Below are 22,992 nucleotides of genomic sequence, written 5' to 3'. Positions count from 1 at the left end.
TGGCAGGGTCTGCACGTTTCGCGGCACCCCGCCACCCCCGCACGGGAATGTCGGATGCCCGGCACACAATGGAGGCGATGAGCATTCCTGACGCCTCCGGCTGGACGATCGTCGTGCCGGTCAAGCCCGCCGCGGTCGGCAAGACCCGACTCACCGACGTCGGCACCGACCGCGAGGCCCTCGCGCGCGCGATCGCGCTCGACACGATCGCCGCGGCGGCCGCAGCCGATCTGGTGTCGCGCGTGATCGTCGTGACCGACGACGAGGGTGTCCGCTCCGAGTTCCGCCGCTCGCGCACCGTCGAGGTCGTCACCGAGGGCGACGCCCGCGGCCTCGACGCCGCCATCGCCCTCGGCGCCGAGGCGGCCGGTGTGGGCGCCCCGCGCGCCGCGCTGCTGGGCGACGTCCCGGCCCTGCGCCCCGCCGATCTCGACGCCGCGCTCGAGCTCGCGGCATCCGTCGAACGAGGTCTGGTCCCGGATGCCGAGGGCACCGGCTCCACGCTGATCACTGCCCGCGCCGGGGCGGTGTGGGTCTCGGCCTTCGGCCCCGACTCCGCCGCACGCCACCGTTTGCTCGGCTGTACCGACCTCGCCGTCGAGCGCGACTCGACGCTGCACCGCGACGTCGACACCGCGGCTCAGCTGTCCGAGGCCGTGGCGCTGGGCGTGGGCCCGCGGACGTCCGCGGTGCTGGCGGCGGCTGCGGCCTGACAGGTCCGGCGCTTCAGGCCTCGAGCGCCGCCTTCGCGATTGCGGCGGACGTCGCCTCGTCGCGCATCCAGAGCGGAGCGACGACGGCGCGCAGACCCGCGGCCTCGACCTCGGATGCCGACGCCGAATCCTCTTCGGCGAGCAACCATGCGTCGAGCACGCCGTCCGCCGACCGCGCGCCGTAGTGCCGGGCCACGGCCGCGGCGGAGGTCTCGACCCCGACCGCGGTCAGGCACACGTCGGCCATGCCCCGCACGACCCGCCCGCCGATGATCGGCGAGACGCCGACGACCTTCGCCGACGTCTGCCGCACGGCATCCCGGATACCGGGAACCGCCAGAATCGGACCGATCGACACGATGGGGTTCGACGGTGCGATCAGCACGACATCGGCCCCCGCGATCGCCTCGGCGACGCCCGGGGCGGGCACGGCATCCGTGATCCCGGGGTTCTCGAAGGCGCGGGGCGTGAGCTTCGCGCGGTGGCGCGTCCACCACTCCTGGAAGTGCAGGCGTCCGCCGTCCTCGAGCAGCACGTGGGTGTCGACCTCGCTGTCGGTCATGGGGAGCATCCGGATGCCGAGCGGCCACCGCTGCGCCATGCGTGCGAGCACCTGGGTCGGCGTGAGGCCGTCGCGCAGCCACCCCGTGCGGGCGAGGTGCGTGCCGAGGTCGAGGTCGCCGAGGGTGAACCACGGCCAGCCCGCGCCCCACGCCTGGAGTTCTTCGTTGACGCGCTCGGTGTCGCCGGCCCGCCCCCAGCCGCGCTCGGTGTCGTTCACCCCCGCGAGGGCGTACGTGATCGAGTCGACGTCGGGCTGCAGCCGCACGCCCGAGAGCCACAGGTCGTCGCCCGTGTTGACGACGACGGTGGCCTCGGGAGCGTTCAGCCGGCGAAGGGCGGCACGGACGCCGAGGGAGAATCTCGACCCCCCGACTCCACCGGCGAGCACGACGACACGGGGCTGCGAGAGAAGCATTGGTTCAGTCTTCCATCCGACGTGGAGTGTGCGCCGTCGGTGAGACGCCTCACCCCGACGGCGCCAGCACGAACGGCGCGAAAATGAAAGTTCTCACATCTTTGACCCAGGTCATGGGCTCGGGGACTACCATCACCCGAGTGACAGACCTCTTCTCCTCTCGTGAAGCCGAGGCGGCCATCGCTCGGATCGAGCAGCAGGTGGCCGAAGCGCAGGTTCGGGCAGCTCAAGCGCAGCAGGTGCAGGCGGACATCGACGCGGTTCGCGCGTCGGCGACTTCTCCGCGCCGCGAGGTCACGGTGACCGTCGATGCGGCGGGACGGCTGGCCGGTATCCGCCTCGCCGACGCCGCGTACGAACTGCGTCCTGACGCGTTGGAGCAGCTGATCGTCGAGACCGCGGGGCGCGCTCAGGTGCTGGCGGGTGAGCAGGCGTTGGAGATCACGCGGGTCGCGTTCGGCGCTGATTCACCGATCGTCGGTCACCTCGCGGGTGAGCTCGATCGTGAGCCGCCGTCGCAGCCCATGGGTTTCCGGGTCTGACGCGCATGGCCGACCGTATCGCCGTCGACTCCGAACTGATCGGCTCGCACGCCTCGCGGCTGAGCGCCGTGGCATCCGACATCTCCGTCGCCCGTGATGCCGGGTCATCGGGCGGATTGCATGCCGAGGCGTTCGGGGTGTTGTGTTCGTTCCTCGTGCCGCCCGCGACGATGGTGGCCGACGCCGCTCGGTCGTTGATCGGTGCCGCCGAAGACATGGTGCGCCGCTCCGCCACCGAGATCGTGGGTGTCGGAAGCGATATGGACGCGTACGAGCAGAAGGTCCTCGCATCGATCCGTGCGTTGGAGACGGGTCTGTGAGCAACGCGCTCGTCGCCGGTCCCGTTGACACGGCGACCCCGTTCAGTGGGGCGGGGCTTCTGGATTCGGGGACGCAGTTGGCATCCGCGATCGAGTCCGGCAACTGGGTCGAAGGTGGCCTCGCGGCCTTCAGCACGGTCGTCGACACCGTCGCCACCGCCATCGACCCCCTCGGGTCGCTCATCGCCGCCGGTCTCGGCTGGCTGATCGATCACTTCGAGCCCATCAAAGGCTGGTTCAACGACCTGACCGGAGACGCCGGCGCCGTCGCCGGGTTCTCCCAGACCTGGACCAACGTCCAAAACCAGCTCAACAGCTCCGCCGACTACCTCGACCGCGTCGTCAGCGACCTCGACGATATGGCCGGCGAAGCCATCGACGCCTACCGCCGCTTCCAAACCGACGCCGCCGCCCACATCCGCGCCTCAGGCCAATGGGCCGGCGCCATGGCCACCGGCCTGCAGATCGCCTCGACCATCGTCCAGGTCGTCCACGACCTCGTCCGCGACATCCTCTCCCAGCTCGTCGGATCCGCCATCTCGTGGGCCACCGAAGCCGTCGTGACCGTCGGACTCGCCACCCCCTGGATCATCTCGCAAGTCTCCTCCCGCGTCGCCAGCTGGACAGCGAAGATCAGCGGCAAGCTCACGGGCCTGCTGCGCTCGTGCGGCAAGCTCGGGGATCTTCTCAACGAGCTTCGGGCCCTGATGAGCAAGGGCGCTGGACTGCTCGGAAGCGTGCCGCGGCGCGCACCCCACGGGGAAGCACCCCCGCGGGTTCCGCGCTATTCCGAAGAAGCTCCGCGCGCGCCCCTCGACGTCCAGCCGGGCGAAGCGCTCACTCCTTCACACCTCGCCGAGATGGATGCAGCCGGCTACCACTCGTCACTTTTCGGCGATGGCGCCGTTCATTACTACGACGTCGACAACGCCAATCTCGGTGCCCCGAACGGAGATGTCTGGGCCATGCCCGTCTCTGATGCTGCCCGCATCGACAGCGTGAGCACAGCCGCGAAAGAAACAAGTATGGCGCCTCAGGCGGCCGACGCCTACATGAACGGCGGCGATGTCTACGCGGTTCACTTCCCGGTCGACCCGCGTGACCTCCGCCGCCCGGTGCTTGAAGACGCGCAGGGCAACCCGAACTTCTACCACGACCCCACGAGCGCCGATCCGACTTACGGACACACCGCGGTCGTGATGGACTCCGGGTATCTCGTGAACCAGACGCGGGAGACGATCTATCCCGGCGGCGCGCCCGTTCCTCCGGGATCCGTCCTCACCAAGCTCGTGGACGGATCATGGCAGGTCGTGAGGAAGTATTGAGTGACACCGGGCTCGCCCCCACGCCGTCTCGGTCGTCCGTTTCATCGCCAGCCACACAAGGAGATCTCTGATGGCTTCAGTGCTCGAGACAGCGATCGCCCGAGCGCGATCGGGCCAGCTCACCATGCAGGCAGTGCTCTGGACGTTCGCGGCGAGCACGCTCTACGTTCCGAGCGGAGCGGACCCGGGAGAGACGTTCACGGACTTCCAACCCGTGCTGTTCCCGAAAGACGACCACTCGATGATGGCCGTCTTCACGTCTCCTCGGGAGGCCGAGCGCGTTTCCCACCTTGCGCCGTTCGTCGTCGCCATGTCGGGGAGCCAGCTGCTGCTGCAATCCCCGGCAACGCAGGGCCTCGTCGTCAACCCCGGTTCGAACCTCGGGTTCGACATCGAGCCGGCGGGGATTGCGAAGTTCCGAACCGAACTGGCGTGACGGCTCTGATGCCGTCGAGAGACCTCGGATGTCCGGCGTGCCTCGACCTCGCCATGCGCGAGCAGCAACCGAAATTGGTGCTCACGACATCGCCCGACGACTTCCTGTACCGCTGCGACTACTGCCAGACGTGGTGGACCGGGAACAGTCGGTTCCGCAACCCCGTCACCGTTCGTGACGCCGAAGCGCGCTTTCCCGGACACGGTGTTACACGCTCACCCGCCGTCGACGACGCGGAGCTGAGCGAAGCGATCGTGCTCTACACCGGCTGGGGTGTCTCCCCGGAACCAAGCGATGATCTGGGAGCCGTGGTTGCCCGATTCGGTGATGATGCCTCCGACCTCACCCCTGTGCTGACCGCATTCATTCGTGGTTCGGCCTCCATCGCGTTCCACGAGGTCGCGCCCGCGGACGACGGGCTTCTCGGGCGTGTTCGCACCAAACTAGCGGCCATCATGCCGCGTCTCTCGACAGACGCCGTAGACGCTCTAGCGTGGCGTTGGCCGACCGTGGTCCCGCAGACCTCGCCGTTCTAGAACGCACTGCCCTCGCTGGGAGTCGGACATAGGGCTGGCCCAGAGCGAACCGCACGAAAGTTGAGACTCGAGCATGAAGGACCTCGGCTTCGAAAAACTCTGCGACATTCTCCGAGACGAATTCGGTTCGGCTCCCGTGTCCAGCCCGGATCACCCGCACGTCGGCGACGGGGACCCCGTCCTGGGCACTCTCGTCCTGCTGAACGAAAGATCGACCGGGTTTGCCGTCGGGACGCAGGAGCGCGGACAGTGGGCCGAACTCGCTCGGTTCGATTCGGAATCGGACGCGTGCGCCTTCGCTCTGGATTCGATTCGGAAAAGCCGCCGACCGGGTGCGCCTCTCGGCGCAGCGGAAAGGGCCGCATCCGAACGGATCACCCGCGAAACGGATGAAGCCCTGCGGCGTTCACTCGGTTTATAAGCACGTCCGCCAGCACACAACGGAAAGGGAGGAGCCGCCGATGGCCGATGCTGCCGAAGCCGCGCGAAGGTTTTCGAGCGCTCTCGAGAAGTTGCCCGCTCACACCGGGATCGTCTTCCACGGCCTCCCGTACATCCCCCCGCTCGCACCTGCCCGGTGGACCCGAGGCGTCACCGCCACGAGCAAGGACCCGCGCATCGCGACCGAGAACTTCTCGAGCCCCGCGATCGCCGCCATCGTCAGCCGCACAGGACGCGAGATCGCGGCCTTCTCCGCCCACCCCGCGGAGCAGGAGGTCGTCCTGCCTCCCGAAGTCGTCCTTCTCGAAGTCGCGCGCATCAATCTCCCCGACGGCCGTCCCGTGGTGATCGTCGAGCAGCTCGCGGAGCACGATCCGACCAGTGACCTCCCGCCGACTCTCAACGGCCTGGTCACTCTGGTGAACGACGCACTGAGGTCGGCGCAAGCCCTCGAGCCGGCACCAATCACCACCCCGGGCAAATTCGTCGAACCACTCTTCTTCCTCGACGTTCGCGCCGCAGAGAACTCGGGTAACACATGAGTGAGGTGGACGAGGCGCCACCGCCCAGCACAATGCCAAGGGAGCCGCGGGGTACCCCGGTGAGCTCAGCGAAGGACGCACCATGACCCTCGACACCGCCCTCACCGCCTACATCTGGGCCGACGGCTCCGCCGTTCCCGGCCGGCATCCCGAGTCCGTCCCCGATCGAGCCCTGCGCAGGCGCGTCGAGGGCCTGATCGAACGAATGGATGCCATCGCCCCCGGCGACGACGCGACAGATCTGGCCGCGTGGGCTGACCGCACTGTCCGCGCGCTCGTTGCAGAGCGCGGTGACGTGGGCGAAGCCGGCATCCGGGCCCTTTCCGCTCTCCTCAGCTGGACGTGGCGCTGATCTCAGACCTGACCACGCGGGCACGGCTGCCAGGTCGCGCGACGGCGCCGCGGAGCCATCGACGTCGGCCACCACGCCACGAGTCGCGAGAACAGCTGCAAGATGGTGGACGGCGCGGGGCGAGCGGGGAGCATGACTCCAGCCTTCCGGCCGCACCTGCCCCGCGCATCATCGCAAAGGACGAAACGTATCCTCCGCGAGGATGATCCCCGCTACTGAGCCAGCAGCGTCGGATCCAGCGCCTCCGCGGCCGCCTTCGCCGCGACCGGTAGCGCCTCGAGCACGCGGTCGAGGGCGACGTCGTCGTGCGCGGCGGTGAGGAACCAGGCCTCGAACACACTCGGGGGCAGCGAGACACCGGCATCCAGCATCGCGTGGAAGAACGGGGCGTACCGGTAGGACTGCTGCGTGAGCGCCGTCGCGTAGTCGAGGGGCACCTCGGACAGGAACGCGACGCCGAACAGCGAGCCGGCGCGCGGCACGGCGTGCACGACGCCCTCGGCCGTCAGCGCAGCGTCCAGCGCCTCCGACACCTGCGCGGCCGCGGCGTCGACCGCCGCATAGACCTCGGGAGTCGCGAGCCGCAGCGTGGCGAGACCCGCGGCCACCGACAGCGGGTTCCCCGACAGCGTCCCCGCCTGGTACACCGGACCAAGGGGCGCGAGGTGGTCCATGATCTCGGCGCGACCGGCGAGGGCCGCCAGCGGCATGCCGCCGCCGATGACCTTGCCGTAAGTGAGGATGTCGGGCAGGTAGCGCTCGCCCTGCGACGCCTGCAGGCCCCAGAAGCCGGCGGGGTGCACGCGGAATCCGGTGAGCACCTCGTCCATGATCAGCAGGGCGCCGTGGCTGTGCGCGATGTCGGCCAGCGCCGCGTTGAAGCCGGGGAGCGGCGGAACGACGCCCATATTGGCCGAGGCCGCCTCGACGATGATCGCGGCGATGTTCTCGCCGTGCACCTCGAACACCTCGCGCACCGCGTCGAGGTCGTTGTAGGGCAGCACGAGCGTCTGCGCGGCGATCGGCGCGGGAACACCGGCCGACCCAGGCAGGGCGAGGGTCGCGACCCCCGAACCCGCGGCGGCCAGCAGGCCGTCGGAGTGACCGTGGTAGTGCCCGGCGAACTTGATCAGCAGGTCGCGACCGGTCACGCCGCGCGCGAGACGGATCGCCGTCATGGTCGCCTCGGTACCGGTCGAGACCAGCCGCACCTTCTCGATCGGCTTCAGATCGCCCACCTGCACGCGCTGCGCGACGAGATCGGCGAGCTCGACCTCGGCCCCCGTCGGAGCACCGAAGGACAGACCACGGGATGCCGCGGACTGCACCGCCTCGACCACCTCGGGGTGCGCATGGCCGAGCAGAGCCGGACCCCACGAGGCGACGAGGTCGACATATTCGCGACCCGCGGCATCCGTGATCCGCGGGCCGGAGGCTGACTGCACGAACCGCGGCGTGCCACCCACGGAGCCGTACGCGCGCACGGGCGAGTTCACGCCACCCGGGATGACGTCCTTGGCGCGAGCGAACCACTGGTCGTTGAGATCGGTCATGAATCCATCCTCCTAGAGGCCCCCTGTACGAGGGGTCGAAAAGTGTCGCTTCGGCGCCGTCCAGGCGACGAAAAGTGACCCCTCACGCGTGAGAGGAGACGGCTCAGAGCTCGGCGCGGAGCCAGCGGGCGGCCTCGACCGCCCAGTACGTCAGGATCGCGTCGGCACCGGCGCGACGGATGCCGAGCAGGCTCTCCATGATCGCGCCGCGGCGGTCGATCCAGCCGTGGGCCGCGGCGGCCTCGACCATCGCGTACTCGCCCGACACCTGGTAAGCCCACACGGGCACGTCGACCGAGGCCTTCACGTCGGCGAGCACGTCGAGGTACGGAAGGGCCGGCTTGACCATGACGACGTCTGCGCCCTCTTCCACGTCGAGCAGCGCTTCGCGCACGCCCTCGCGGCCGTTGCCGGGGTCGAGCTGGTACGAACGGCGATCGCCCTTGAGCTGCGAGTCGACGGCCTCGCGGAACGGGCCGTAGAAGGCCCCGGCGTACTTCGCCGAGTAGGCGAGGATCAGCGTGTCGGTGAAGCCCTCGGCATCCAGCGCCTCGCGCACAGCGCCGACCTGGCCGTCCATCATGCCCGACAACCCCAGCATCGCCGAGCCCGCACGCGCCTGCGCGAGCCCCATGGCGGTGTAGCGCTCGAGGGTCGCGTCGTTGTCGACGGCCCCGTCGTCGCGCAGCACGCCGCAGTGCCCGTGGTCGGTGAACTCGTCGAGGCACAGGTCGGTCTGCACGACCACCGCATCGCCGACCTCGGCCACCACGGCCTCGGTGGCGCGGTTCAGGATGCCGTTCGGGTCGTCGGCCCCGGAGCCCACGGCGTCGCGCACCTCGGGCACGCCGAAGAGCATGACTCCGCCGATGCGCTGCTCGGCGGCCTCGGCCACCGCACGGCGGAGGGAGTCCATCGAGTGCTGCACGATGCCCGGCATCGAACCGATCGGGCTCGGCTCGGTGATCCCCTCGCGCACGAACATCGGCAGCACGAGCTGCGAGGGCACGAGGTGCGTCTCGCGGGCGAGACGACGGACGGCGGGGGTGCGGCGCAGGCGCCGCGGGCGGTGCTCGGGGAAGCTCATGAGGTCGATTCGTCGGAGTGCAGGGGGAAGCGGGCGACGGCTTCGATGAGGGAGTCGACGGTCTGGGTCTCGGCCACCACGTCGACGCTCAGACCGGCGCGCTTGGCGTCTTTGGCGGTGCGGGGGCCGATGGCGGCGATGACGGTGGATGCCGGGATCTCGGGGAACTGATCGACGACCTGCTCCGCGACCGAGCCACTGGTGACGAGGATGGCGTTGATGCGGCCCGAGGTCACGTCGGCGGCGATCTTCTCGGTCACCGGCACGCCCACCGTGCGGTACGCGACGACGCTGCGCACGTCGTGGCCGGCCTCGATGAGCAGTCGCGTCAGCACCGGCTTGGCGATCTCGCTGCGCAGGGTCAGCACCTTGCGCGGCTCGGTCTCGATCGCGATCATCTGCTCGGCCATACCCTGAGCGGAGTTGTCCCGCTCGGGCACGAGGTCGACGTGATAACCGACGGCCTGCATCGCGGCCGCGGTCGTCTCGCCGACGACGGCGACCTTCGTCTCGGCGGGGATGACCGCCTTATAGGCGTACAGCACGTCGACCGTCGTGGCGCTCGTGAGCGTCAGCCAATCGAAGGCGCCCGCGGCCAGATCGGCGAGAGCCTGGTCGAGCGTCGCCTGGTCGTTCGTCGGCGCGAAGTTGATCAGCGGCGCGATGACGGGCACCGCTCCGAGCTGTCGAAGGCTCGCCGCGACGCCGTCGCCCCAGGGACCGCCTCGGGGAACGAGGACGCGTCGACCGGCAAGCGGTTTCGGCACGCTGCCCGTGGAGGGGTTCGGCGTGTGCTGGTGGCCTTCGTTCATGTGGTCGACTCTCGTGGTACCAGGTCGGCCGCCCCGCGTTCGAGCAACCGACGCGCGGCTTCTTGGCCCGCTCGCGTCGCTCGCGCGATCGGTCCCCCGTCGTCGGCAGCATCTGCTCCATTGCCACTGCCCGTAGTGTCCCCACCATACCCCGGGTCGAGACGCACCGTCCGGTCGATGCCGATCCGTTGCGTTCCATCGAGCGCGTAGACCACCGCCCGCAGGCGCAGGTCGCCCTCCGCGAGCGAGGCGTGCGTGCCGACGGGCGCGCTGCACCCGGCGTCGAGGGCGGAGAGCACGGTGCGCTCCGCGGTGATGGCCACCCGGGTGCGTTCGTCGTCGAGCTCGGCGAGGGCCGCGTAGATGTCCGGGTCGATGTCGTCGCGCGTCTCCACCGCCAGCGCCCCCTGCCCCGGAGCGGTCGGCCACTCCGCGAGACCGAGCTCTTCGGCGAGGAGTCCGCCCAGATCTCCTCCCAGCCGCGAGATTCCCGCGGCCGCGAGGATCACGGCATCCAATTCTCCCTCGCGCACACGGGCGAGACGCGAGTCGACGTTGCCGCGGATGTCGCGGATGTCGAGGCGCGGGTTGTGCCGCAGGGCCTGAGCGATGCGACGCGGGGAACCGGTGCCGACCCGCGACCCCGGGGCGAGGGACCCCAGGGCGACACCCTCGCGCGTCACGACGACGTCGCGCGCATCTTCACGAGAGGGCGTCGCAGCGATCACCAACCCATCGGGCTGCTGCGTCGGCAGGTCTTTGAGCGAGTGCACGAGGAAGTCGCAGCGGTCCGCCACGAGGGCCTCGCGCAGCCCGTTCGCGAAGACTCCGCGCCCGCCCAGCTGCGACAGCGAGGCGCGGTTGACGTCGCCCTCCGAGACGATCGGCACCAGCTCGACGGAACGACCGGATGCCGCGGACACGGCGTCGGCGACCATCTGCGACTGCGTCATCGCCAGGGTGCTGCGGCGAGTGCCGAGGCGCAGAGGCGCACTCACTGAAGGATCTCGGGGATCTCGTCGAGCGTGACCAGACGGCCGGTGTAGAACGGCACCTCTTCGCGCACGTGGCGGCGGGCCTCGGTGTAGCGGAGGTCGCGCATCATGTCGACGAGGTCGGTCAGGACGTCGGCCTCCATGGGCAGGAGCCACTCGTAGTCGCCGAGGGCGAATGACGCGACCGTGTTGGCGATGACGCCCTTGTAGGCCGAGCCCTTCTTGCCGTGCTCGATGAGCATCTCGCGACGCTCGGCCTCGGGCAGGAGGTACCACTCGTAGCTGCGGACGAAGGGGTACAGGCACAACCACTGCTGGGCCTCGATGCCGCGGAGGAAGCCGGGCACGTGCGAGCGGTTGAACTCCGCGTCGCGGTGCACGCCCATGGCGTTCCACGTGGGCAGGAGGTTCTTCAGCAGGTCGGTGCGACGCAGGCGTCGCAGGTCGCGCTGAAGGGCTTGGGGGTCTTCGCCGTGGAGCCAGACCATGAGGTCGGCGTCGGCGCGCAGACCACTGACGTCGTAGAAGCCGCGGACGGTGACACCGTCGGCCTCGACGAGCGAGACGAGGTCGGCGAGTTCGGTCGCGTCGGCGGCGGTGACCGGGTTCTCGGGATCGCGGCGGAAAACCGCCCACAGCGTGTACACGGAGGAGGAGCTGTCGTCGGACATGCTTCCAGTCTCGTCCGGTCGGGGCGGCGGTCCAAACCGGTTGACTCGCCGCCGAACCACCGACAGGTGCGCCGGCGGCGCACCCATTGGTACTGTGCGTCGACGGCGTCGGGGCACGCCGCCCGAAAGGCGCACCGATGTGGCTGTACGACCTCCCCATGTACCTGGGGCTGCCGCTGTTCATCGTCCTGGTCGTGGGGGGCTCGTGCGCGATCCTCCTGGCGCTGCGGAAATGGGTGCGCAGAGCGGCGCCGCGCGGTGAGGAGTGGGACCGCGTCCTCAGCTACGCGGTCGGTGTGTACGGGGTCTTCTACGGCGTGACCCTTGCCCTCATTGCGGCAGCGGCCTACGGCAACTTCACCGAAGTCGACGGCGTCGTGCTCGAGGAGTCGTCGTCGCTCGCCTCGCTGTACCGAACGGCGGCACTCCTTCCGGACCCGCAGGGGGACGAACTGCAGGCGCAGATCACGCAGTACGCCCGCAACGTCATCGACCTGGACTGGCCCGAGCAGCGTCGTCTCGAGATCCCCGCGGAGACGGATGCCAATATCTCCGCCATGCAACGCGCGATCGGCGCCGTCCAGCCGACGACGGCCGCCGAGACGCTCTACGTGCAGCAATCGCTCGACCAGTTCCAGCTGCTGGTGGAGAACCGCCGCGACCGCATCGCCCTGACCCACCTCGCCCTGCCGAGCGTGCTCTGGATCGTGCTGGGCGTGGGTGCCGTGCTCAATGCCATCCTCATCGGACTGATCGAGGTGCGGAACCTCCGCGTTCACCTGCTGATGTCGAGCATGCTCGCGTTGTTCGTCGCTCTGCTGCTGTACGCCATCGCCGGCTTCGACCATGCGTACGCCGGGCCGATCGCCGTCACGCCGGAGTACTTCGAGGACCTGCTGCGCGGGCTGTTCGCGAACGAACCCTAGGCCGCGCGCCGACCGGTCCCGAGCGGATCCGAGGTCGCCGGGGCCGGCCCGCGGACGACGAAGCGGCCCGACTCCCGAAGGAGGCGGGCCGCTTCGCGGAGTCTCAGCGCGTGTAGGCGCGGACGATGCCCCAGACGGCGAGGCCGACGAGCGCGGCGACGCCGGCGACCGCAGCCGCGGCAGCGCCGGGGTTCTGCTGCGCCTTCTCGCGCACCTCGCCGACGGTCCGGTCGATGGCCTCGCTGACGCGACGCGGGGCGTTGGCCTTCACCTCGATGGCGGCCAGCGCCGCCTTGAGCTCGGCGCGCGCCGACTGCACCGGGTCGGTGATCCCCAGGGGAACCGCGGTGCGGGGGACGGGGACGGGGCGATCAATACTCATCGCGGGCCTCCTTCACGATGCGGACGTCTTCGGAGATGGCCGTGCCCGGGTTCTCGCGGTTCGAGAGCTTCTTGAAACGCAAGTACCCCAGCAGGGCCAGGATCGCGGTGATGACGATCATCACGCCGAACACGACGAGCGCGGACAGCCACACCGGCCACCACGACGAGAGCCCCGCGATGACGAAAGCGAAGAAGACGGGGATGGCCCAGAAAACGACGATCAAGGCACCGACGAACCACCCGGCGCCGATCCCGGCGTCCTTGGCGGTGCGCTGCGCCCACGCCTTCGCGCCGTTGATCTCGGCGACGACGAGGTTGCGCACCAGTTCGGGGATATCCCCGATGAGGGTGAACAGGCTGTCGTCGGAACGATCGCGGAATCCGCGCGGAGTGGTCATGCGTCAGCTCCCGGACGAGGTGGAGCCGCTCTTGGCCGCACGCGCCCGCGTGGTGGCCGACTTCTCCGCCTGCTTGGCGTCGTCGACGGAGTCCTCGACGACGTCGGCGACCTCGTGGGCCGACTGCTTGGCGGCGCGTCCGGCGCGCTCGGCGCGCTCCTGCACGGTGCCCGAGCCGCTCGCGGCACCGGTGACCGACTTCGCGCCCTTCCACACCACGCCGGGAACGGACTTCAGGGCCGAGACGCCGAAGGCCTTGACCTTCTCGACCTGTCCCTGGACGACGGGCTGGTCCCAGACCTTCGCGGCCTGAGTCTTGATCTGCTCGTACCGGTCGCGGCCTGCCCGTGCGCCGAGCACGTAGCCCGCCACGAGTCCGACGACGAGTGCTGCTTTGCCCCTCATGGGGTCTCCTCACGCTCGAACGAGTGCTGGTCGAGTCTCACAGTAGTCATGTATGCCGCGCTCGGCATCCACCCTTGACAGCCGGGCGGACTTGGTCGAGAGAGCGCGAGGTCAGCTCGTCCAGAGGGCGTCGCTGCGCACGCGATCGGCCTCATCGCGGGCGTCGGGGATGACCTGGGCGAGGCCCGTGCCCGAGATCCACGCGCCGGTCGCCCCGAGGCCCGGAACCGCGCGTACGGCACCGCGCGCGGCGGCGGTCTCGGCCGCCCGCCCGATGGTCGCCGCGGGCTGCGACTGCACGTATCGAACGCGATGCGCGTCCCGGAGGGCGGATGCCGATAGCTCGACGCCGAGCATCGCGGAGGCCTCCGAGAGGGCCAGGGCTGCCGCCGCGTCGTCGTCGAGGGCGGCGGTCGCGGGCTCTTCGCCCTGGGCACCGAACGAGACGCGCACCACGTGGACGCCGGGCTCGGCGGCATCCCGAACCCAGTCCCATTTCGCGGTGGAGTGCGTGAGGGCCTTCGCGACGTGGCTACCGGGGACGGTGAGGACGCCGGTGCCGCGCGGAGCCCGGTCGAGAGCGGGGGCGTGCACCACGAGGGTCACGACCTCGACGACCGGGGCGACGGGATCGCCCACCTCGAGGCCGGGGACCACGGGCGCGAGCAGTTCGCGGGCGGGCCCCTCGGGCAGGGCGACGATGACGGCGCGAGCCGGGAGCGGTTCGTCGTCGGCCGAGGTGGTCACCGTCCAGCCGTCGTCGGTCTTCTCGAGAGCCCGGGCGACAACGCCCGTGCGCAACTCCACGCCGCTCTCGACCAGGGCGGCGACGAGAGCGTCGACGAGGCGGGACATCCCGCCGGCGATGCCCTCGACCGCGCCCCCGGGGGCGGGAGTCTTCGAGGCCCCGCCGGACACGACGGGAACGTCCGACGCGGGAGCGTCTGCGGGCCGCGCAGCCGCCCGGCTCGCACGCAGGTCGGCGACGGCGCCCGTGAGCGAGCCCGTCCGCGTCAGAGCCGCGTTCAGGCCGGGGGCCGCGAGGTCGATGTCGATGTCGTCGGGACGGGCCGAGTAGACCCCGCTCGTGACCGGTGCGACGAGCCGGTCGAGCACACGCGCGCCCAGCCGCGACCGTACGAGCTTTCCGAGGCTGTGCGCGTGACCGATCGTGAGCGGCGGCCGAAGGCGGTCCACATAGGCACGCCACGCGCCAGACCAGCCGATGACGCGTCGCACGTCGGGGGCGAAGGGATTGTCCGGGATGCCGAGCACCCCGCCCTTCGGCAGCGGCGCCGCCCCGACTCCCGGCACACCCGCGACCCACGCCCCGGCCGGGTTGGGGGAGACGATGTCGTCGGCGAGACCGAGCTCGTCGAGGAGTCTGCGCACGATTCCGCCGCGCGTCGCGAAGCTCTCAGCACCGACATCGAGGGTCATCCCGCCGACCTCGGCGGTCCGCAGGACCCCGCCGAACACCTCGGAGGCCTCGAGGACCGTGACCTTCAGACCGACCTTGGCGCATTCGCGCGCCGCGACCAGACCCGAGATCCCGCCGCCGACGACGATCACCCGCGTCTCGTGCGCGTGACGCACGAGACGATCGAGGGGCTCGCTCACGCGTCCTCCCCGTGAGCGCGGGCGACGATGCGGGTCAGCACATCGGGGTCGGTGTCGGGCGGCACGCCGTGCCCGAGGTTGAGGATGTGCGCGCGGGCCGCGCGACCGCGGGCGAGGACGTCGTCGACGTGCGCGGCCAGGACCGGCCACGGAGCGCCCAGCAGCGCCGGGTCGAGGTTCCCCTGCAGCGTCACGTCGGGGCCCACGATCGCCGCGGCCTCGTCGAGCGGCATGCGCCAGTCGACCCCCACCGCGTCGGCGAGACCGCCCAGGCGCATGTCGTCGAGGAAGGCTCCCGTACCCACGCCGAAGTGGATGCGGGGGACCTCGATCCCCTCGAGTGCGGCGTGAGAATGCGGGGCGATGAACTCGCGGAACGTGGCGGGCGAGAGCGACCCCGCCCACGAGTCGAAGAGCTGCACGGCCTGGGCACCGCCGTCGATCTGCGCGTCGAGGAACGCGCGCGAGACCTTCGACAGCCACCCGGCCAGACGGTGCCAGGACTCCGGGTCGGCGTGCATCATGCCGCGCGCGCGCAGGTGCTCCTTGCTCGGCCCGCCCTCGACCAGGTAGGCGGCGAGAGTGAAGGGCGCCCCGGCGAAGCCGATGAGGGGAACGGCCTCGTCGAGCTCGGCGGTCACGCGACGGGCGGCCTCGCGCACGGGCTCGGCCGCCGCGGCGACGTCGTCGGGGTCGATCGCGGTGATCCGCGCCACGTCGTCGGCGGTGCGGACGGGGTCGGCGAAGACCGGGCCACGGCCGGGCTCGATCACGACGTCGACGCCGGCCAGACGCAGCGGCACGACGATGTCGCTGAAGAAGATCGCGGCGTCCACCTTGTGACGGCGGATCGGCTGGAGAGTGATCTCCGCCGCGAGGTCGGGGGTCAGGCACGCGTCGAGCATGCGCGTGCCCACGCGCAACTCCCGGTACTCGGGCAGGGAGCGTCCGGCCTGCCGCATGAACCACACCGGCTGCCGCTCGGGACGATCGCCACGGAGGGCACGGAGCAGGGGCGCGTCGAGGGAGGCCATGGCATCCATCCTCCCACCCGCCCCGCGGGAGCACGTGGGATGCCTTGACGTCGAGAGGCCACCCGGAATACCCCGAGGAAGCCGGGCGTAGAATATGGACGTGCTGCTGTGCGTCAGCGCGAGTCACAAGACCGCGTCCTTCGATCTCCTCGAGCGGCTCAGCGTACCCGCGACACCCGTCGCCCCTCTGATCGCCGAGCACGACGAGTGCGTCCAGGGCGCCGTCGTGGTGGCGACCTGCAACCGCTTCGAGGCCTACGTCGACATGGACGAGCCCGTCACCGCGGCCGTCGCCCTCGGCATCGAGGCCACCCTCGCGGCCATCGAGTCCGCGACCGGCGTCCCGGCCAGCGAGCTCGAGGGCTCGTACACCGTCCTCGGCGGCAGCGACGTGGCCGAGCACCTCTTCTCGGTGGCATCCGGTCTCGAATCTGTCGTCGTCGGCGAGGGCGAGATCGCCGGTCAGGTGCGCCGCGCGCTCAACGAGTCGCGCCAGCTCGGCACCACCTCCGCCGAACTCGAGCGCCTGTTCCAGCGGGCCTCCGAAGCGCAGCGCGGCGTGAAGAACTCCACCGCGATCGGCCGCGCCGGACGCTCCCTCGTGCGCCTCGGCCTCGAGCTCGCCGACAGCCGCATCGCCGACTGGTCGACCCAGCGGGTGCTGCTGGTCGGCACGGGCGCCTACGCCGCGGCCACGGTCGCGGCCCTCCGCGATCAGGGCGCCGAAGACATCTCGGTGTACTCGCCCTCGGGCCGGGCCGCGAAGTTCTCGGCCAAGCACGGTCTGCGCGCGATCTCGACCGAGACCTTCCCGAGCGTCGTCACCCACTCCGACCTCGTGATCACCTGCACCACCAGCGAGAACCACGTCCTCAGCGCGGCGACTTTCGCCGCGGGCCGCGGGGCGTTCGAAGCTGCCGTCGACGGGGCCGCGGGCGTCTGCCCCGTCGACCACACCGCGCGTCGCCTCGTGATCGACCTGGGTCTTCCCCGCAACGTCGACCCCGACGTCGCCACGGTTCCCGGCGTCGACCTGCTCGACCTCGAGACCATCCGCCTGCACGCCCCGCTCGAAGAGCTGCAGGCCACCGACGCCGCGCGCGACCTCGTGCGCGACGCCGCCCGCCGCTTCGCCTCGGTCGGCGAGCGCAAGAACATCACCCCCGCCGTCGTGGCCCTGCGCGCGCACGTCTTCGGCGTGCTCGACGCCGAGGTCGCCCGCGTGCGCGCCCGCGGCGACGAGGGCGGTCAGACCGAGCAGGCACTCCGCCACCTCGTCGGCGTGCTGCTGCACACCCCGACCACCCGCGCCCACGAGCTCGCCGAGACCGGCCGCGCCGACGAGTACATCGACGCCCTGTCGGCTCTCTTCGGCATCGAGGTCGCCGATCCCGCGGCCTCCGCCCCCGCGCGTCGCGACATCGCCGACGCGGGCTGACTCCCCGCCTGATCCCGGGTCCTCGGGCAGGATGGATGCCGTGAGCACACCGGCATCCGAGGTCTATGTCGTCGCGGGAGAACCCCGCCGCGGCAACGCACTGCGCTGGGTGGCGACGTTCGCCCTGGGCCTGCTGCACATCGAGGACGACGCTCCCTCGGTGACCGAGACCGTCATCCGTCGCGTCGACGGATCGCTCGTGAAGCGGCTGAAGCCCGGAAGCGTCGCCCACTTCGAGGTGCAGATCAGCGAGGCGACGGAGGATCTGCTCGAGATGGATGCCGTGCCGTTCGCTCGGAAGTGGATCGCGGACCCGGCTTGAGGGCTGCGCCTGCGGGTGTTCGCGCGAGAATGAGGGTATGAGCCTGCGCATCACCGACGACCCCGCCGCGGACGAGCTGCTGTCGAGCAACCCGCTCGCCCTGCTGATCGGCATGCTGCTCGACCAGCAGGTCGCCATGGAGACGGCGTTCGCCGGCCCGCTGAAGATCCAGGAGCGCACCGGATCGATGGATGCCGGCGCGATCGCGCACCAGGACCCTGATGAGTTCGCCGCCGCGTTCTCGCAGTCGCCCGCCGTCCACCGCTACCCGGGATCGATGGCGGGGCGCGTTCAGGCGCTCTGCGCGGCGATCGAGGAGGACTGGGACGGCAAGGCTGAGAACCTCTGGACGCGCGACGACCCCGACGGCAAGACGGTGCTGAAGCGCCTCAAGGCCCTGCCGGGCTTCGGCGAACAGAAGGCGAAGATCTTCCTCGCCCTGCTGGGCAAGCAACGCGGCTTCGACGGCGCCGGCTGGCGGGAGGCCTCGGCCCCCTACGGCGAAGAGGGCTCGTTCCGCTCCGTCGCCGACATCGTGAGCCCGGAGTCGCTCACCAAGGTGCGCGAGCACAAGCGCGCCGCGAAGGCCGCGGCGAAAGAAGCGAAGGCGAAGTAGGAACTCGCTCCCTCACCGCAGAGATCTGATCGCGAGGGCCACCGCCCGCACCTCGCGGATGCGGCGCTCGTACGTCGCCGCGATCACGATGAGGAGCACGCCGGCGATGCCGAGCCACAGCCACCAGAGACCGGACGCGCTCTCGTAGAGCGACGCGATCCACGGCCAGAGCTGGGCGACGGCGTGGACGATCAGCACGATCCCGCCGAGCAGAACCGGGGCCTGCCAACGGAACCGCGCGCCGACCAGCAGCGTCAGCAGAGCGACGACGCCGAGCGCGAGGACGCGCCACAGCGCGTTGCCGCTCGAGAAGTCGAACAGCAGCGAGGGGATGAGCAGGAGCGCCAGGCCGATCCCGAGCGCCGGCCACGTCCGCACCGCGGGACGCTGACGAAGGGTCCGGATGCCGTGGATCAAGAGCGCCACGGCGAGGGGAGTCGTGGCCGCCTCGACGGGATCGGCACTGCCGAGAACGATCGCCACGAGGCCGAGGACGGCCGACAGACCGATCGCGGTCCACCGCACCGCCGCACCCTGCCACCACAGCCCGAGGGCGAGGACGGCGACGAGCGTCACGATCAGACGCAGCGGGCCCTCGCCCGTGGCCGAGAGCCGCATGGCGGTGAGAACCACCGCGACAGCGGGAGCGGCGACCGCGAGAGCCTGCGACACCCCGGGCAGGACGTCCGCGCGCCGACGGCGGAGGAGGACGGCGACGGCCACCAGGGGAACGGTCGCGGCGACGAGCCAGACGTCGAACAGCGCGGTCGCGAGCTCGTGCAGGGCGCGCAGCGACGGGGCCACGATCAGCCCGAGCGAGGCGACGCCGATCACCGGGGTCGCCAGCGGGGCGAGCGCGCCGCGGAAAAGAACGGCTGCGATCACCAGCACGGCGACCGCCGCGAGCGTCACGCCGATCGCGCGCACCGGCGACGCGTCGGCGAGCGCCGCGGAGGGCAGGAGCCCGACCGCCGCACCGCCGACGGCGAACAGCACCGAGGCCGGGGCGACCGGGCGGCGGCGATCGAGGAGGGCGGCGGCGATCCACACGAGCGCGAGAGGCACCGTGGCCCACTCGATCGGGCGGATATCCGCCCCCACGCCGATGAGGGCGACGAGCCCCGCTCCGGAGTGCGCGGTGATCGCGAGCGGCATCCCCCCGAGCCGGTGACGCACGCGCAGGGCGGCGACGCCGACGGCACCGAGCACCGCGACGGCGATCACCATGCGCCCGATCGGCCCGCCGTCGACGGCGACCAGCACGGCCGACCCGAGCGCGAGCAGTACGGCGGCGCCGACCAGAGCGTTGCGCGCGGACGACGCCGCCCACGGGGCCGGGCGTCGCGCGACGCCCACGGCGGCAGCGCCGATCGCCACGACCGACACCACGACGACGAGATCCGCGATGCCGATGCCACCCCGCTCGACGGAGGGGAGGAGCTGCGCGACCGTGACCAGCACGAGCGAGAGCGCTCCCGCGGCTCCGACCGCGACGGGAAGTTCGTCGGGGGTCCGTGGAGGACGCACCCAGGCCCCGACCACCAGAACCGCGGCCGAGAGGAGCGCGACCGCCAGCACGTGGACGAGGTTTCCCGAGGCCGAGAGGGCGCTGGGAGCGAGCGCGACGGTGGTCCCCGCGGCGGCGATCACCGCTGGGACGACCGCGGAACGGTTCTCTCCCACCCGCCGCGCCCGCTCGTGGCCGGCCGCGATGCCGAGCACCGCGATACCGACCGGCACGGTGAAGAGCTCGACCGTCTCGGTCTGCTGCCAGAGCAGCCGCGTCCACAGCGCGAGGGTGCCCAGGACGAGCGCGAGCCAGATGAGGTGTCGGCGGGGCCCGCGAGAGCGGAAGAGACCGTCGCCATCGGTCGCCCACAGCACAGCGGCCACCGCCGCGAGCAGCAACGGAAGCCACCGGACTCCCTGCGAGGGAACGACGACGATCGACAGAGCGGCCACGAGCGCGGCCCCCACGTCAAGGCAGGCGCGGGTGGACGGGTCGGTGCGGAGCAGGCGCAGGCCCGCCGCGGCACTGACGACGGCGATCGCCGCGTAGACGATCGCCGGCACCAGCGGCAGCGGGTCGATCAGCCGGAGCGCGGAACCGGCCGCGCCCGCGACGAGCAGGGGCGTCATGACCGCCGCGAAGGGCCGCGCGACGCGCCATGGCAGGTAGGGCGTCGTGAGGACGGCCGCCGACGCGACCGCGGCGACCAGCGCCGACGCGAGCATCCACACGTCGGTCGCGATGCCCGCGCGGAACCATAGCGCGGGGGCGGCGACCACCACGATCGCCGCCAGAGCGGTGACCACGCCGGCGCTTCGTTGCGCGACGTCGAGACCCCACCGGTGGAAGAGCGGGGCGACGAGAGCGACGAGACAGAGGGATGCCATCGCGAAAGGAACCGTCGTCGGGGTGGCCCCGTCGACGACGAGGTCGGCTCCGGCGCGCAACGCCCCGGGAACGAGGACGGCGCTCCCCGTCAGGAACAGGACGACCGCAATCGCGGACGGCACCCGGATACTCGGATGCGCTCCGGCCACCGCGGCGAGCACGGCCGCGACCACGACGCTGCACAGCCCCCAGGCGAGCGGAGAGGAGAACGACGACACCCACCCTGCGCCGAGGGCGAGGCAACCCCCGACCGCGGCGAGGGCGATGTCGCCGCGACGGCGGCGGAGGACGACGACGGCGACCACGGCGAGCGCCAGGTACCAGGCGACCACGAGGATCAGGACGCGCAGCTGGGGTCCCGCGAGCAGGGCGACGGCCGCCCCGGCGATCAGCGCGGGGGTCCGGCGCTGCGCCCACGATCCCGACAGACGCCAGACCACGGCGGCGAGCACGACGATGGCCGCGAGGGCGATCACGGCCGCCGTGCTGACGGCATCCGGGGCATAGAGATCGAGGGCGGAGCGCCCGAAGACGACGATCGACCGACCCAGGACGGTGCCGACGGCATCCATCGCGCCGACCAGGGGCAGGATCGCGGCGACAGCGGCGGCGATCGCCGCAGCCAGCGAAGCGACGACGACGGTCGTCCGCCCGAGGCCCGGAGTCGCGCGACGCGCGGCGACGTCGAGCCCCAACGCGACGGCCGAGGCGACGAGCACCGGGACGGTGACGGACAGGGTCGCGTCGGCCGCACGGATGACCGTGCCCGCGATCCCCAGCCCGAGGACGACGACCGCTGCCACCGCGGCCGTCGGCGCCAGGCGCGCGGCACCTCGGCGCGCGAGCGACCGGGCGTGGAGAGCGAGACCGAGGGAAAGCGCCGCGCCGAGGACCGCGGGCGTCGCCGTGCTGCGCGGGTCGACGATCAGGGCGGAGGTCATCGCGACGACCGCACCGACGGCGGCGAGAGCCCGGACGACCGCGATCTCGATCGTCAACGCCGGGCGTGGAGCCCGGGCGAGGAGCGGTGCGAAGGGTGCCGCGAGGGCCAGGAGCAGCAGGACGAGCCCCCACGCGTACCACCCGAGGGCCGCACCCCGCGTGAAGAGACCGGCGACCAGCATCGCGGGCCCGAGCGCGAGGGCCGCGACAGCGACCGAGAGCGGGGCGCGCAGGCGCGACAGACGCGACCAGCCCACGAACGCGACACCCGCGGCCACCGTCGTCGCGCCCCAGTACACGCTCGGTTCGAGGCTCGCCGCCCCGCCCAGGTCGTTGGCTCGGACGGCCCAGACGTCGAGGGCCACGAAAGCAATCCCGAGCAGCGCGATGCCCTCGGAGGTGGCACCGAGGCCCCGACGGCGCAGGAGCGAGGCGGTGGCGATGATCGCCGCCGTGACGAGTCCGATGATGACGGAGCGCAGGACGAGCCCGCCACTGATCCACGCGACGGTGAGGAAGAAGGCCGCAGCCACGGCGAGAAGCACCACGCCGACCGACAGGAGGAAGACCTGGACGCTCGAACGGCGGGGCGCGGCCGGCCCCGCGGGGACGGGTACGGCCGGCTCCACCGGAGGACCACCGTCGAACGGCGGCACAGCCGGGAAGCCTGCGCTCGGCTCGACGAGCGGCCCCGGGGGAATCGTCGGCCCCGACGGCGGTGCGAACGCCACGTCGGCGGCTGCGGCGGGCGCCGACACCGTCGTCGAGAGCGATGCGGGCTCGGCCGTCGCGGAGTCACCCGGGGGCATCGCCACCGGGGACGGAGGCGCGGGGGACGGAAACACCGGGGACGGCAGCACCGGGGACGGCAGCACCGGGTGAAGCTCGGACGACGGGGGAGCCGGCATCCGTTCCTCTTCTGCCCGGGCAGCCGCGGTCTCCGCATCGCTGTGCACCCGCATGAGGACGTCGGCGCGCTCGTCGACGAGGGCGATGATCCGCTGCGACAGGTCGAGCACCCGCGCCGTGCGCGCATCGGTCAGGTCGAGTCCGCACGAGGCGCACGGCGACACGGTGATGGGTGCGAAGCACGATGGGCAGCGCGACGTGTCGACGAGCGCCCCCGGCTGCTCGGGCCAGGCGATGCCCGACAGTGCTCCCCCGTCATCGACTTCCGTCATCGTGCCCCCTCGGCGTCGGTCGTC

At 71.3% G+C, this 22,992-nt stretch carries 26 protein-coding genes; 13 read left to right on the top strand and 13 right to left on the bottom strand.

Annotation, left to right across the window (positions count from 1 at the left end):
* The first annotated feature begins 77 nt into the window (after positions 1-77).
* Positions 78-713 (top strand): 2-phospho-L-lactate guanylyltransferase, encoded by a 636-nt coding sequence (gene cofC, locus BLS25_RS05235; protein ID WP_074694818.1) that lies wholly within the window; start codon positions 78-80, stop codon positions 711-713.
* Between the two features lie 13 nt (positions 714-726).
* Here the strand turns inward: cofC and cofD are convergent, their stop codons facing one another.
* A complete protein-coding gene (gene cofD / locus BLS25_RS05230) occupies positions 727-1,692 on the bottom strand; it encodes a 2-phospho-L-lactate transferase (RefSeq protein ID WP_074694672.1) in 966 nt (321 codons plus the stop codon).
* A 140-nt stretch (positions 1,693-1,832) separates the two neighbouring features.
* Here cofD and BLS25_RS05225 point away from each other — a divergent pair, with 140 nt between their 5' ends.
* The 8 genes from BLS25_RS05225 (at position 1,833) to BLS25_RS05195 (ending at position 6,186) form a co-directional block, all read left to right on the top strand.
* Entirely contained in the window at positions 1,833-2,234 is a 402-nt protein-coding gene (locus BLS25_RS05225) for a YbaB/EbfC family nucleoid-associated protein (protein ID WP_170210724.1), read from the top strand.
* A 5-nt stretch (positions 2,235-2,239) separates the two neighbouring features.
* Positions 2,240-2,554 (top strand): hypothetical protein, encoded by a 315-nt coding sequence (locus BLS25_RS05220; RefSeq protein ID WP_074694671.1) that lies wholly within the window; start codon positions 2,240-2,242, stop codon positions 2,552-2,554.
* Complete coding sequence (locus BLS25_RS05215) at positions 2,551-3,879, top strand: hypothetical protein (protein WP_074694670.1); 1,329 nt, start codon at positions 2,551-2,553, stop codon at positions 3,877-3,879. The genes BLS25_RS05220 and BLS25_RS05215 overlap by 4 nt, the downstream gene beginning before the upstream one ends.
* A gap of 70 nt (positions 3,880-3,949) precedes the next feature.
* Entirely contained in the window at positions 3,950-4,315 is a 366-nt protein-coding gene (locus tag BLS25_RS05210; RefSeq protein WP_081349686.1) for an SseB family protein, read from the top strand.
* Positions 4,312-4,851 carry a hypothetical protein gene (locus BLS25_RS05205; protein WP_074694668.1) on the top strand — a complete coding sequence of 180 codons (540 nt, stop codon included), beginning with the start codon at positions 4,312-4,314 and terminating at the stop codon, positions 4,849-4,851. The genes BLS25_RS05210 and BLS25_RS05205 overlap by 4 nt, the downstream gene beginning before the upstream one ends.
* Before the next feature lie 73 nt (positions 4,852-4,924).
* Positions 4,925-5,272: a hypothetical protein gene (locus tag BLS25_RS16590; protein ID WP_143017833.1), complete on the top strand. Its 348-nt coding sequence runs from the start codon at positions 4,925-4,927 to the stop codon at positions 5,270-5,272.
* Between the two features lie 40 nt (positions 5,273-5,312).
* Positions 5,313-5,834, top strand: a complete 522-nt coding sequence (locus BLS25_RS05200; RefSeq protein WP_074694667.1) for a hypothetical protein — start codon at positions 5,313-5,315, stop codon at positions 5,832-5,834.
* Positions 5,835-5,916: 82 nt separating this feature from the next.
* Positions 5,917-6,186 carry a hypothetical protein gene (locus tag BLS25_RS05195; protein ID WP_074694666.1) on the top strand — a complete coding sequence of 90 codons (270 nt, stop codon included), beginning with the start codon at positions 5,917-5,919 and terminating at the stop codon, positions 6,184-6,186.
* A 2-nt stretch (positions 6,187-6,188) separates the two neighbouring features.
* Here BLS25_RS05195 and BLS25_RS17135 read toward each other — a convergent pair whose 3' ends face one another.
* The 6 genes from BLS25_RS17135 to hemQ form a co-directional block, all read right to left on the bottom strand.
* A complete protein-coding gene (locus BLS25_RS17135) occupies positions 6,189-6,320 on the bottom strand; it encodes a hypothetical protein (protein WP_256335538.1) in 132 nt (43 codons plus the stop codon).
* 78 nt (positions 6,321-6,398) lie between these two features.
* The gene (gene hemL, locus BLS25_RS05190) at positions 6,399-7,739 is read right to left on the bottom strand and encodes a glutamate-1-semialdehyde 2,1-aminomutase (protein WP_074694665.1); all 1,341 of its coding nucleotides are present in this window, start codon (positions 7,737-7,739) and stop codon (positions 6,399-6,401) included.
* 103 nt (positions 7,740-7,842) lie between these two features.
* Positions 7,843-8,826, bottom strand: coding sequence for a porphobilinogen synthase (hemB, locus tag BLS25_RS05185; protein ID WP_074694664.1), 984 nt, complete (start codon positions 8,824-8,826; stop codon positions 7,843-7,845).
* On the bottom strand, positions 8,823-9,638 hold the full coding sequence (locus tag BLS25_RS05180; protein WP_056224614.1) for a uroporphyrinogen-III synthase: 816 nt from the start codon (positions 9,636-9,638) through the stop codon (positions 8,823-8,825). Before BLS25_RS05180 ends, hemB begins: the two co-directional genes overlap by 4 nt.
* Positions 9,635-10,636: a hydroxymethylbilane synthase gene (hemC, locus tag BLS25_RS05175; protein WP_056224616.1), complete on the bottom strand. Its 1,002-nt coding sequence runs from the start codon at positions 10,634-10,636 to the stop codon at positions 9,635-9,637. Before hemC ends, BLS25_RS05180 begins: the two co-directional genes overlap by 4 nt.
* Positions 10,633-11,304: a hydrogen peroxide-dependent heme synthase gene (hemQ, locus tag BLS25_RS05170; protein ID WP_074694663.1), complete on the bottom strand. Its 672-nt coding sequence runs from the start codon at positions 11,302-11,304 to the stop codon at positions 10,633-10,635. Before hemQ ends, hemC begins: the two co-directional genes overlap by 4 nt.
* A gap of 137 nt (positions 11,305-11,441) precedes the next feature.
* Between hemQ and BLS25_RS05165 the strand changes: the two genes are divergently transcribed.
* Positions 11,442-12,230, top strand: a complete 789-nt coding sequence (locus tag BLS25_RS05165; protein ID WP_074694662.1) for a bestrophin-like domain — start codon at positions 11,442-11,444, stop codon at positions 12,228-12,230.
* Positions 12,231-12,333: 103 nt separating this feature from the next.
* Here BLS25_RS05165 and BLS25_RS05160 read toward each other — a convergent pair whose 3' ends face one another.
* The 5 genes from BLS25_RS05160 to hemE all read right to left on the bottom strand — a co-directional run bounded on the left by BLS25_RS05160 (position 12,334) and on the right by hemE (position 16,071).
* The gene (locus BLS25_RS05160; protein ID WP_074694661.1) at positions 12,334-12,612 is read right to left on the bottom strand and encodes a hypothetical protein; all 279 of its coding nucleotides are present in this window, start codon (positions 12,610-12,612) and stop codon (positions 12,334-12,336) included.
* A complete protein-coding gene (locus BLS25_RS05155) occupies positions 12,602-13,012 on the bottom strand; it encodes a phage holin family protein (protein ID WP_056224620.1) in 411 nt (136 codons plus the stop codon). The genes BLS25_RS05160 and BLS25_RS05155 overlap by 11 nt, the downstream gene beginning before the upstream one ends.
* 3 nt (positions 13,013-13,015) lie before the next feature.
* On the bottom strand, positions 13,016-13,417 hold the full coding sequence (locus BLS25_RS05150; RefSeq protein WP_056224623.1) for a hypothetical protein: 402 nt from the start codon (positions 13,415-13,417) through the stop codon (positions 13,016-13,018).
* 111 nt (positions 13,418-13,528) lie between these two features.
* Positions 13,529-15,037: a protoporphyrinogen oxidase gene (gene hemG / locus BLS25_RS05145; protein WP_074694660.1), complete on the bottom strand. Its 1,509-nt coding sequence runs from the start codon at positions 15,035-15,037 to the stop codon at positions 13,529-13,531.
* Positions 15,034-16,071, bottom strand: coding sequence for a uroporphyrinogen decarboxylase (gene hemE, locus BLS25_RS05140; RefSeq protein WP_081349685.1), 1,038 nt, complete (start codon positions 16,069-16,071; stop codon positions 15,034-15,036). Before hemE ends, hemG begins: the two co-directional genes overlap by 4 nt.
* 100 nt (positions 16,072-16,171) lie before the next feature.
* On the opposite strand from hemE, the gene BLS25_RS05135 reads away from it, so the two are divergent.
* From BLS25_RS05135 to BLS25_RS05125, 3 genes are read left to right on the top strand one after another with little or no spacing between them, the layout of a single operon-like run.
* Positions 16,172-17,509 carry a glutamyl-tRNA reductase gene (locus tag BLS25_RS05135; protein WP_074694816.1) on the top strand — a complete coding sequence of 446 codons (1,338 nt, stop codon included), beginning with the start codon at positions 16,172-16,174 and terminating at the stop codon, positions 17,507-17,509.
* Positions 17,510-17,549: 40 nt separating this feature from the next.
* Complete coding sequence (locus BLS25_RS05130; RefSeq protein ID WP_143017832.1) at positions 17,550-17,831, top strand: hypothetical protein; 282 nt, start codon at positions 17,550-17,552, stop codon at positions 17,829-17,831.
* A 37-nt stretch (positions 17,832-17,868) separates the two neighbouring features.
* Positions 17,869-18,447 (top strand): HhH-GPD-type base excision DNA repair protein, encoded by a 579-nt coding sequence (locus BLS25_RS05125; RefSeq protein WP_074694657.1) that lies wholly within the window; start codon positions 17,869-17,871, stop codon positions 18,445-18,447.
* A 12-nt stretch (positions 18,448-18,459) separates the two neighbouring features.
* Here BLS25_RS05125 and BLS25_RS05120 read toward each other — a convergent pair whose 3' ends face one another.
* On the bottom strand, positions 18,460-22,968 hold the full coding sequence (locus BLS25_RS05120) for an SCO7613 C-terminal domain-containing membrane protein (RefSeq protein WP_074694656.1): 4,509 nt from the start codon (positions 22,966-22,968) through the stop codon (positions 18,460-18,462).
* Between the last annotated feature and the right edge of the window lie 24 nt (positions 22,969-22,992).

It is taken from the genome of Microbacterium testaceum StLB037 (assembly GCF_900104345.1).
Taxonomy (GTDB): Bacteria; Actinomycetota; Actinomycetes; order Actinomycetales; family Microbacteriaceae; genus Microbacterium; species Microbacterium testaceum_A.
The sequence above is the reverse complement of the archived record's forward strand: the minus strand, read 5'-3'. Positions and strand labels throughout refer to the sequence as shown.

Coding starts and splice junctions, on each gene's coding strand:
- cofC (WP_074694818.1), top strand. CDS start 78: ATGAGCATTCCTGACGCCTCCGGCTGGACGATCGTCGTGCCGGTCAAG.
- cofD (WP_074694672.1), bottom strand. CDS start 1,692: ATGCTTCTCTCGCAGCCCCGTGTCGTCGTGCTCGCCGGTGGAGTCGGG.
- BLS25_RS05220 (WP_074694671.1), top strand. CDS start 2,240: ATGGCCGACCGTATCGCCGTCGACTCCGAACTGATCGGCTCGCACGCC.
- BLS25_RS05210 (WP_081349686.1), top strand. CDS start 3,950: ATGGCTTCAGTGCTCGAGACAGCGATCGCCCGAGCGCGATCGGGCCAG.
- BLS25_RS16590 (WP_143017833.1), top strand. CDS start 4,925: ATGAAGGACCTCGGCTTCGAAAAACTCTGCGACATTCTCCGAGACGAA.
- BLS25_RS05200 (WP_074694667.1), top strand. CDS start 5,313: ATGGCCGATGCTGCCGAAGCCGCGCGAAGGTTTTCGAGCGCTCTCGAG.
- BLS25_RS05195 (WP_074694666.1), top strand. CDS start 5,917: ATGACCCTCGACACCGCCCTCACCGCCTACATCTGGGCCGACGGCTCC.
- BLS25_RS17135 (WP_256335538.1), bottom strand. CDS start 6,320: ATGCTCCCCGCTCGCCCCGCGCCGTCCACCATCTTGCAGCTGTTCTCG.
- hemL (WP_074694665.1), bottom strand. CDS start 7,739: ATGACCGATCTCAACGACCAGTGGTTCGCTCGCGCCAAGGACGTCATC.
- hemB (WP_074694664.1), bottom strand. CDS start 8,826: ATGAGCTTCCCCGAGCACCGCCCGCGGCGCCTGCGCCGCACCCCCGCC.
- BLS25_RS05180 (WP_056224614.1), bottom strand. CDS start 9,638: ATGAACGAAGGCCACCAGCACACGCCGAACCCCTCCACGGGCAGCGTG.
- hemQ (WP_074694663.1), bottom strand. CDS start 11,304: ATGTCCGACGACAGCTCCTCCTCCGTGTACACGCTGTGGGCGGTTTTC.
- BLS25_RS05165 (WP_074694662.1), top strand. CDS start 11,442: ATGTGGCTGTACGACCTCCCCATGTACCTGGGGCTGCCGCTGTTCATC.
- BLS25_RS05160 (WP_074694661.1), bottom strand. CDS start 12,612: ATGAGTATTGATCGCCCCGTCCCCGTCCCCCGCACCGCGGTTCCCCTG.
- BLS25_RS05155 (WP_056224620.1), bottom strand. CDS start 13,012: ATGACCACTCCGCGCGGATTCCGCGATCGTTCCGACGACAGCCTGTTC.
- BLS25_RS05150 (WP_056224623.1), bottom strand. CDS start 13,417: ATGAGGGGCAAAGCAGCACTCGTCGTCGGACTCGTGGCGGGCTACGTG.
- hemE (WP_081349685.1), bottom strand. CDS start 16,071: ATGGCCTCCCTCGACGCGCCCCTGCTCCGTGCCCTCCGTGGCGATCGT.
- BLS25_RS05125 (WP_074694657.1), top strand. CDS start 17,869: ATGAGCCTGCGCATCACCGACGACCCCGCCGCGGACGAGCTGCTGTCG.
- BLS25_RS05120 (WP_074694656.1), bottom strand. CDS start 22,968: ATGACGGAAGTCGATGACGGGGGAGCACTGTCGGGCATCGCCTGGCCC.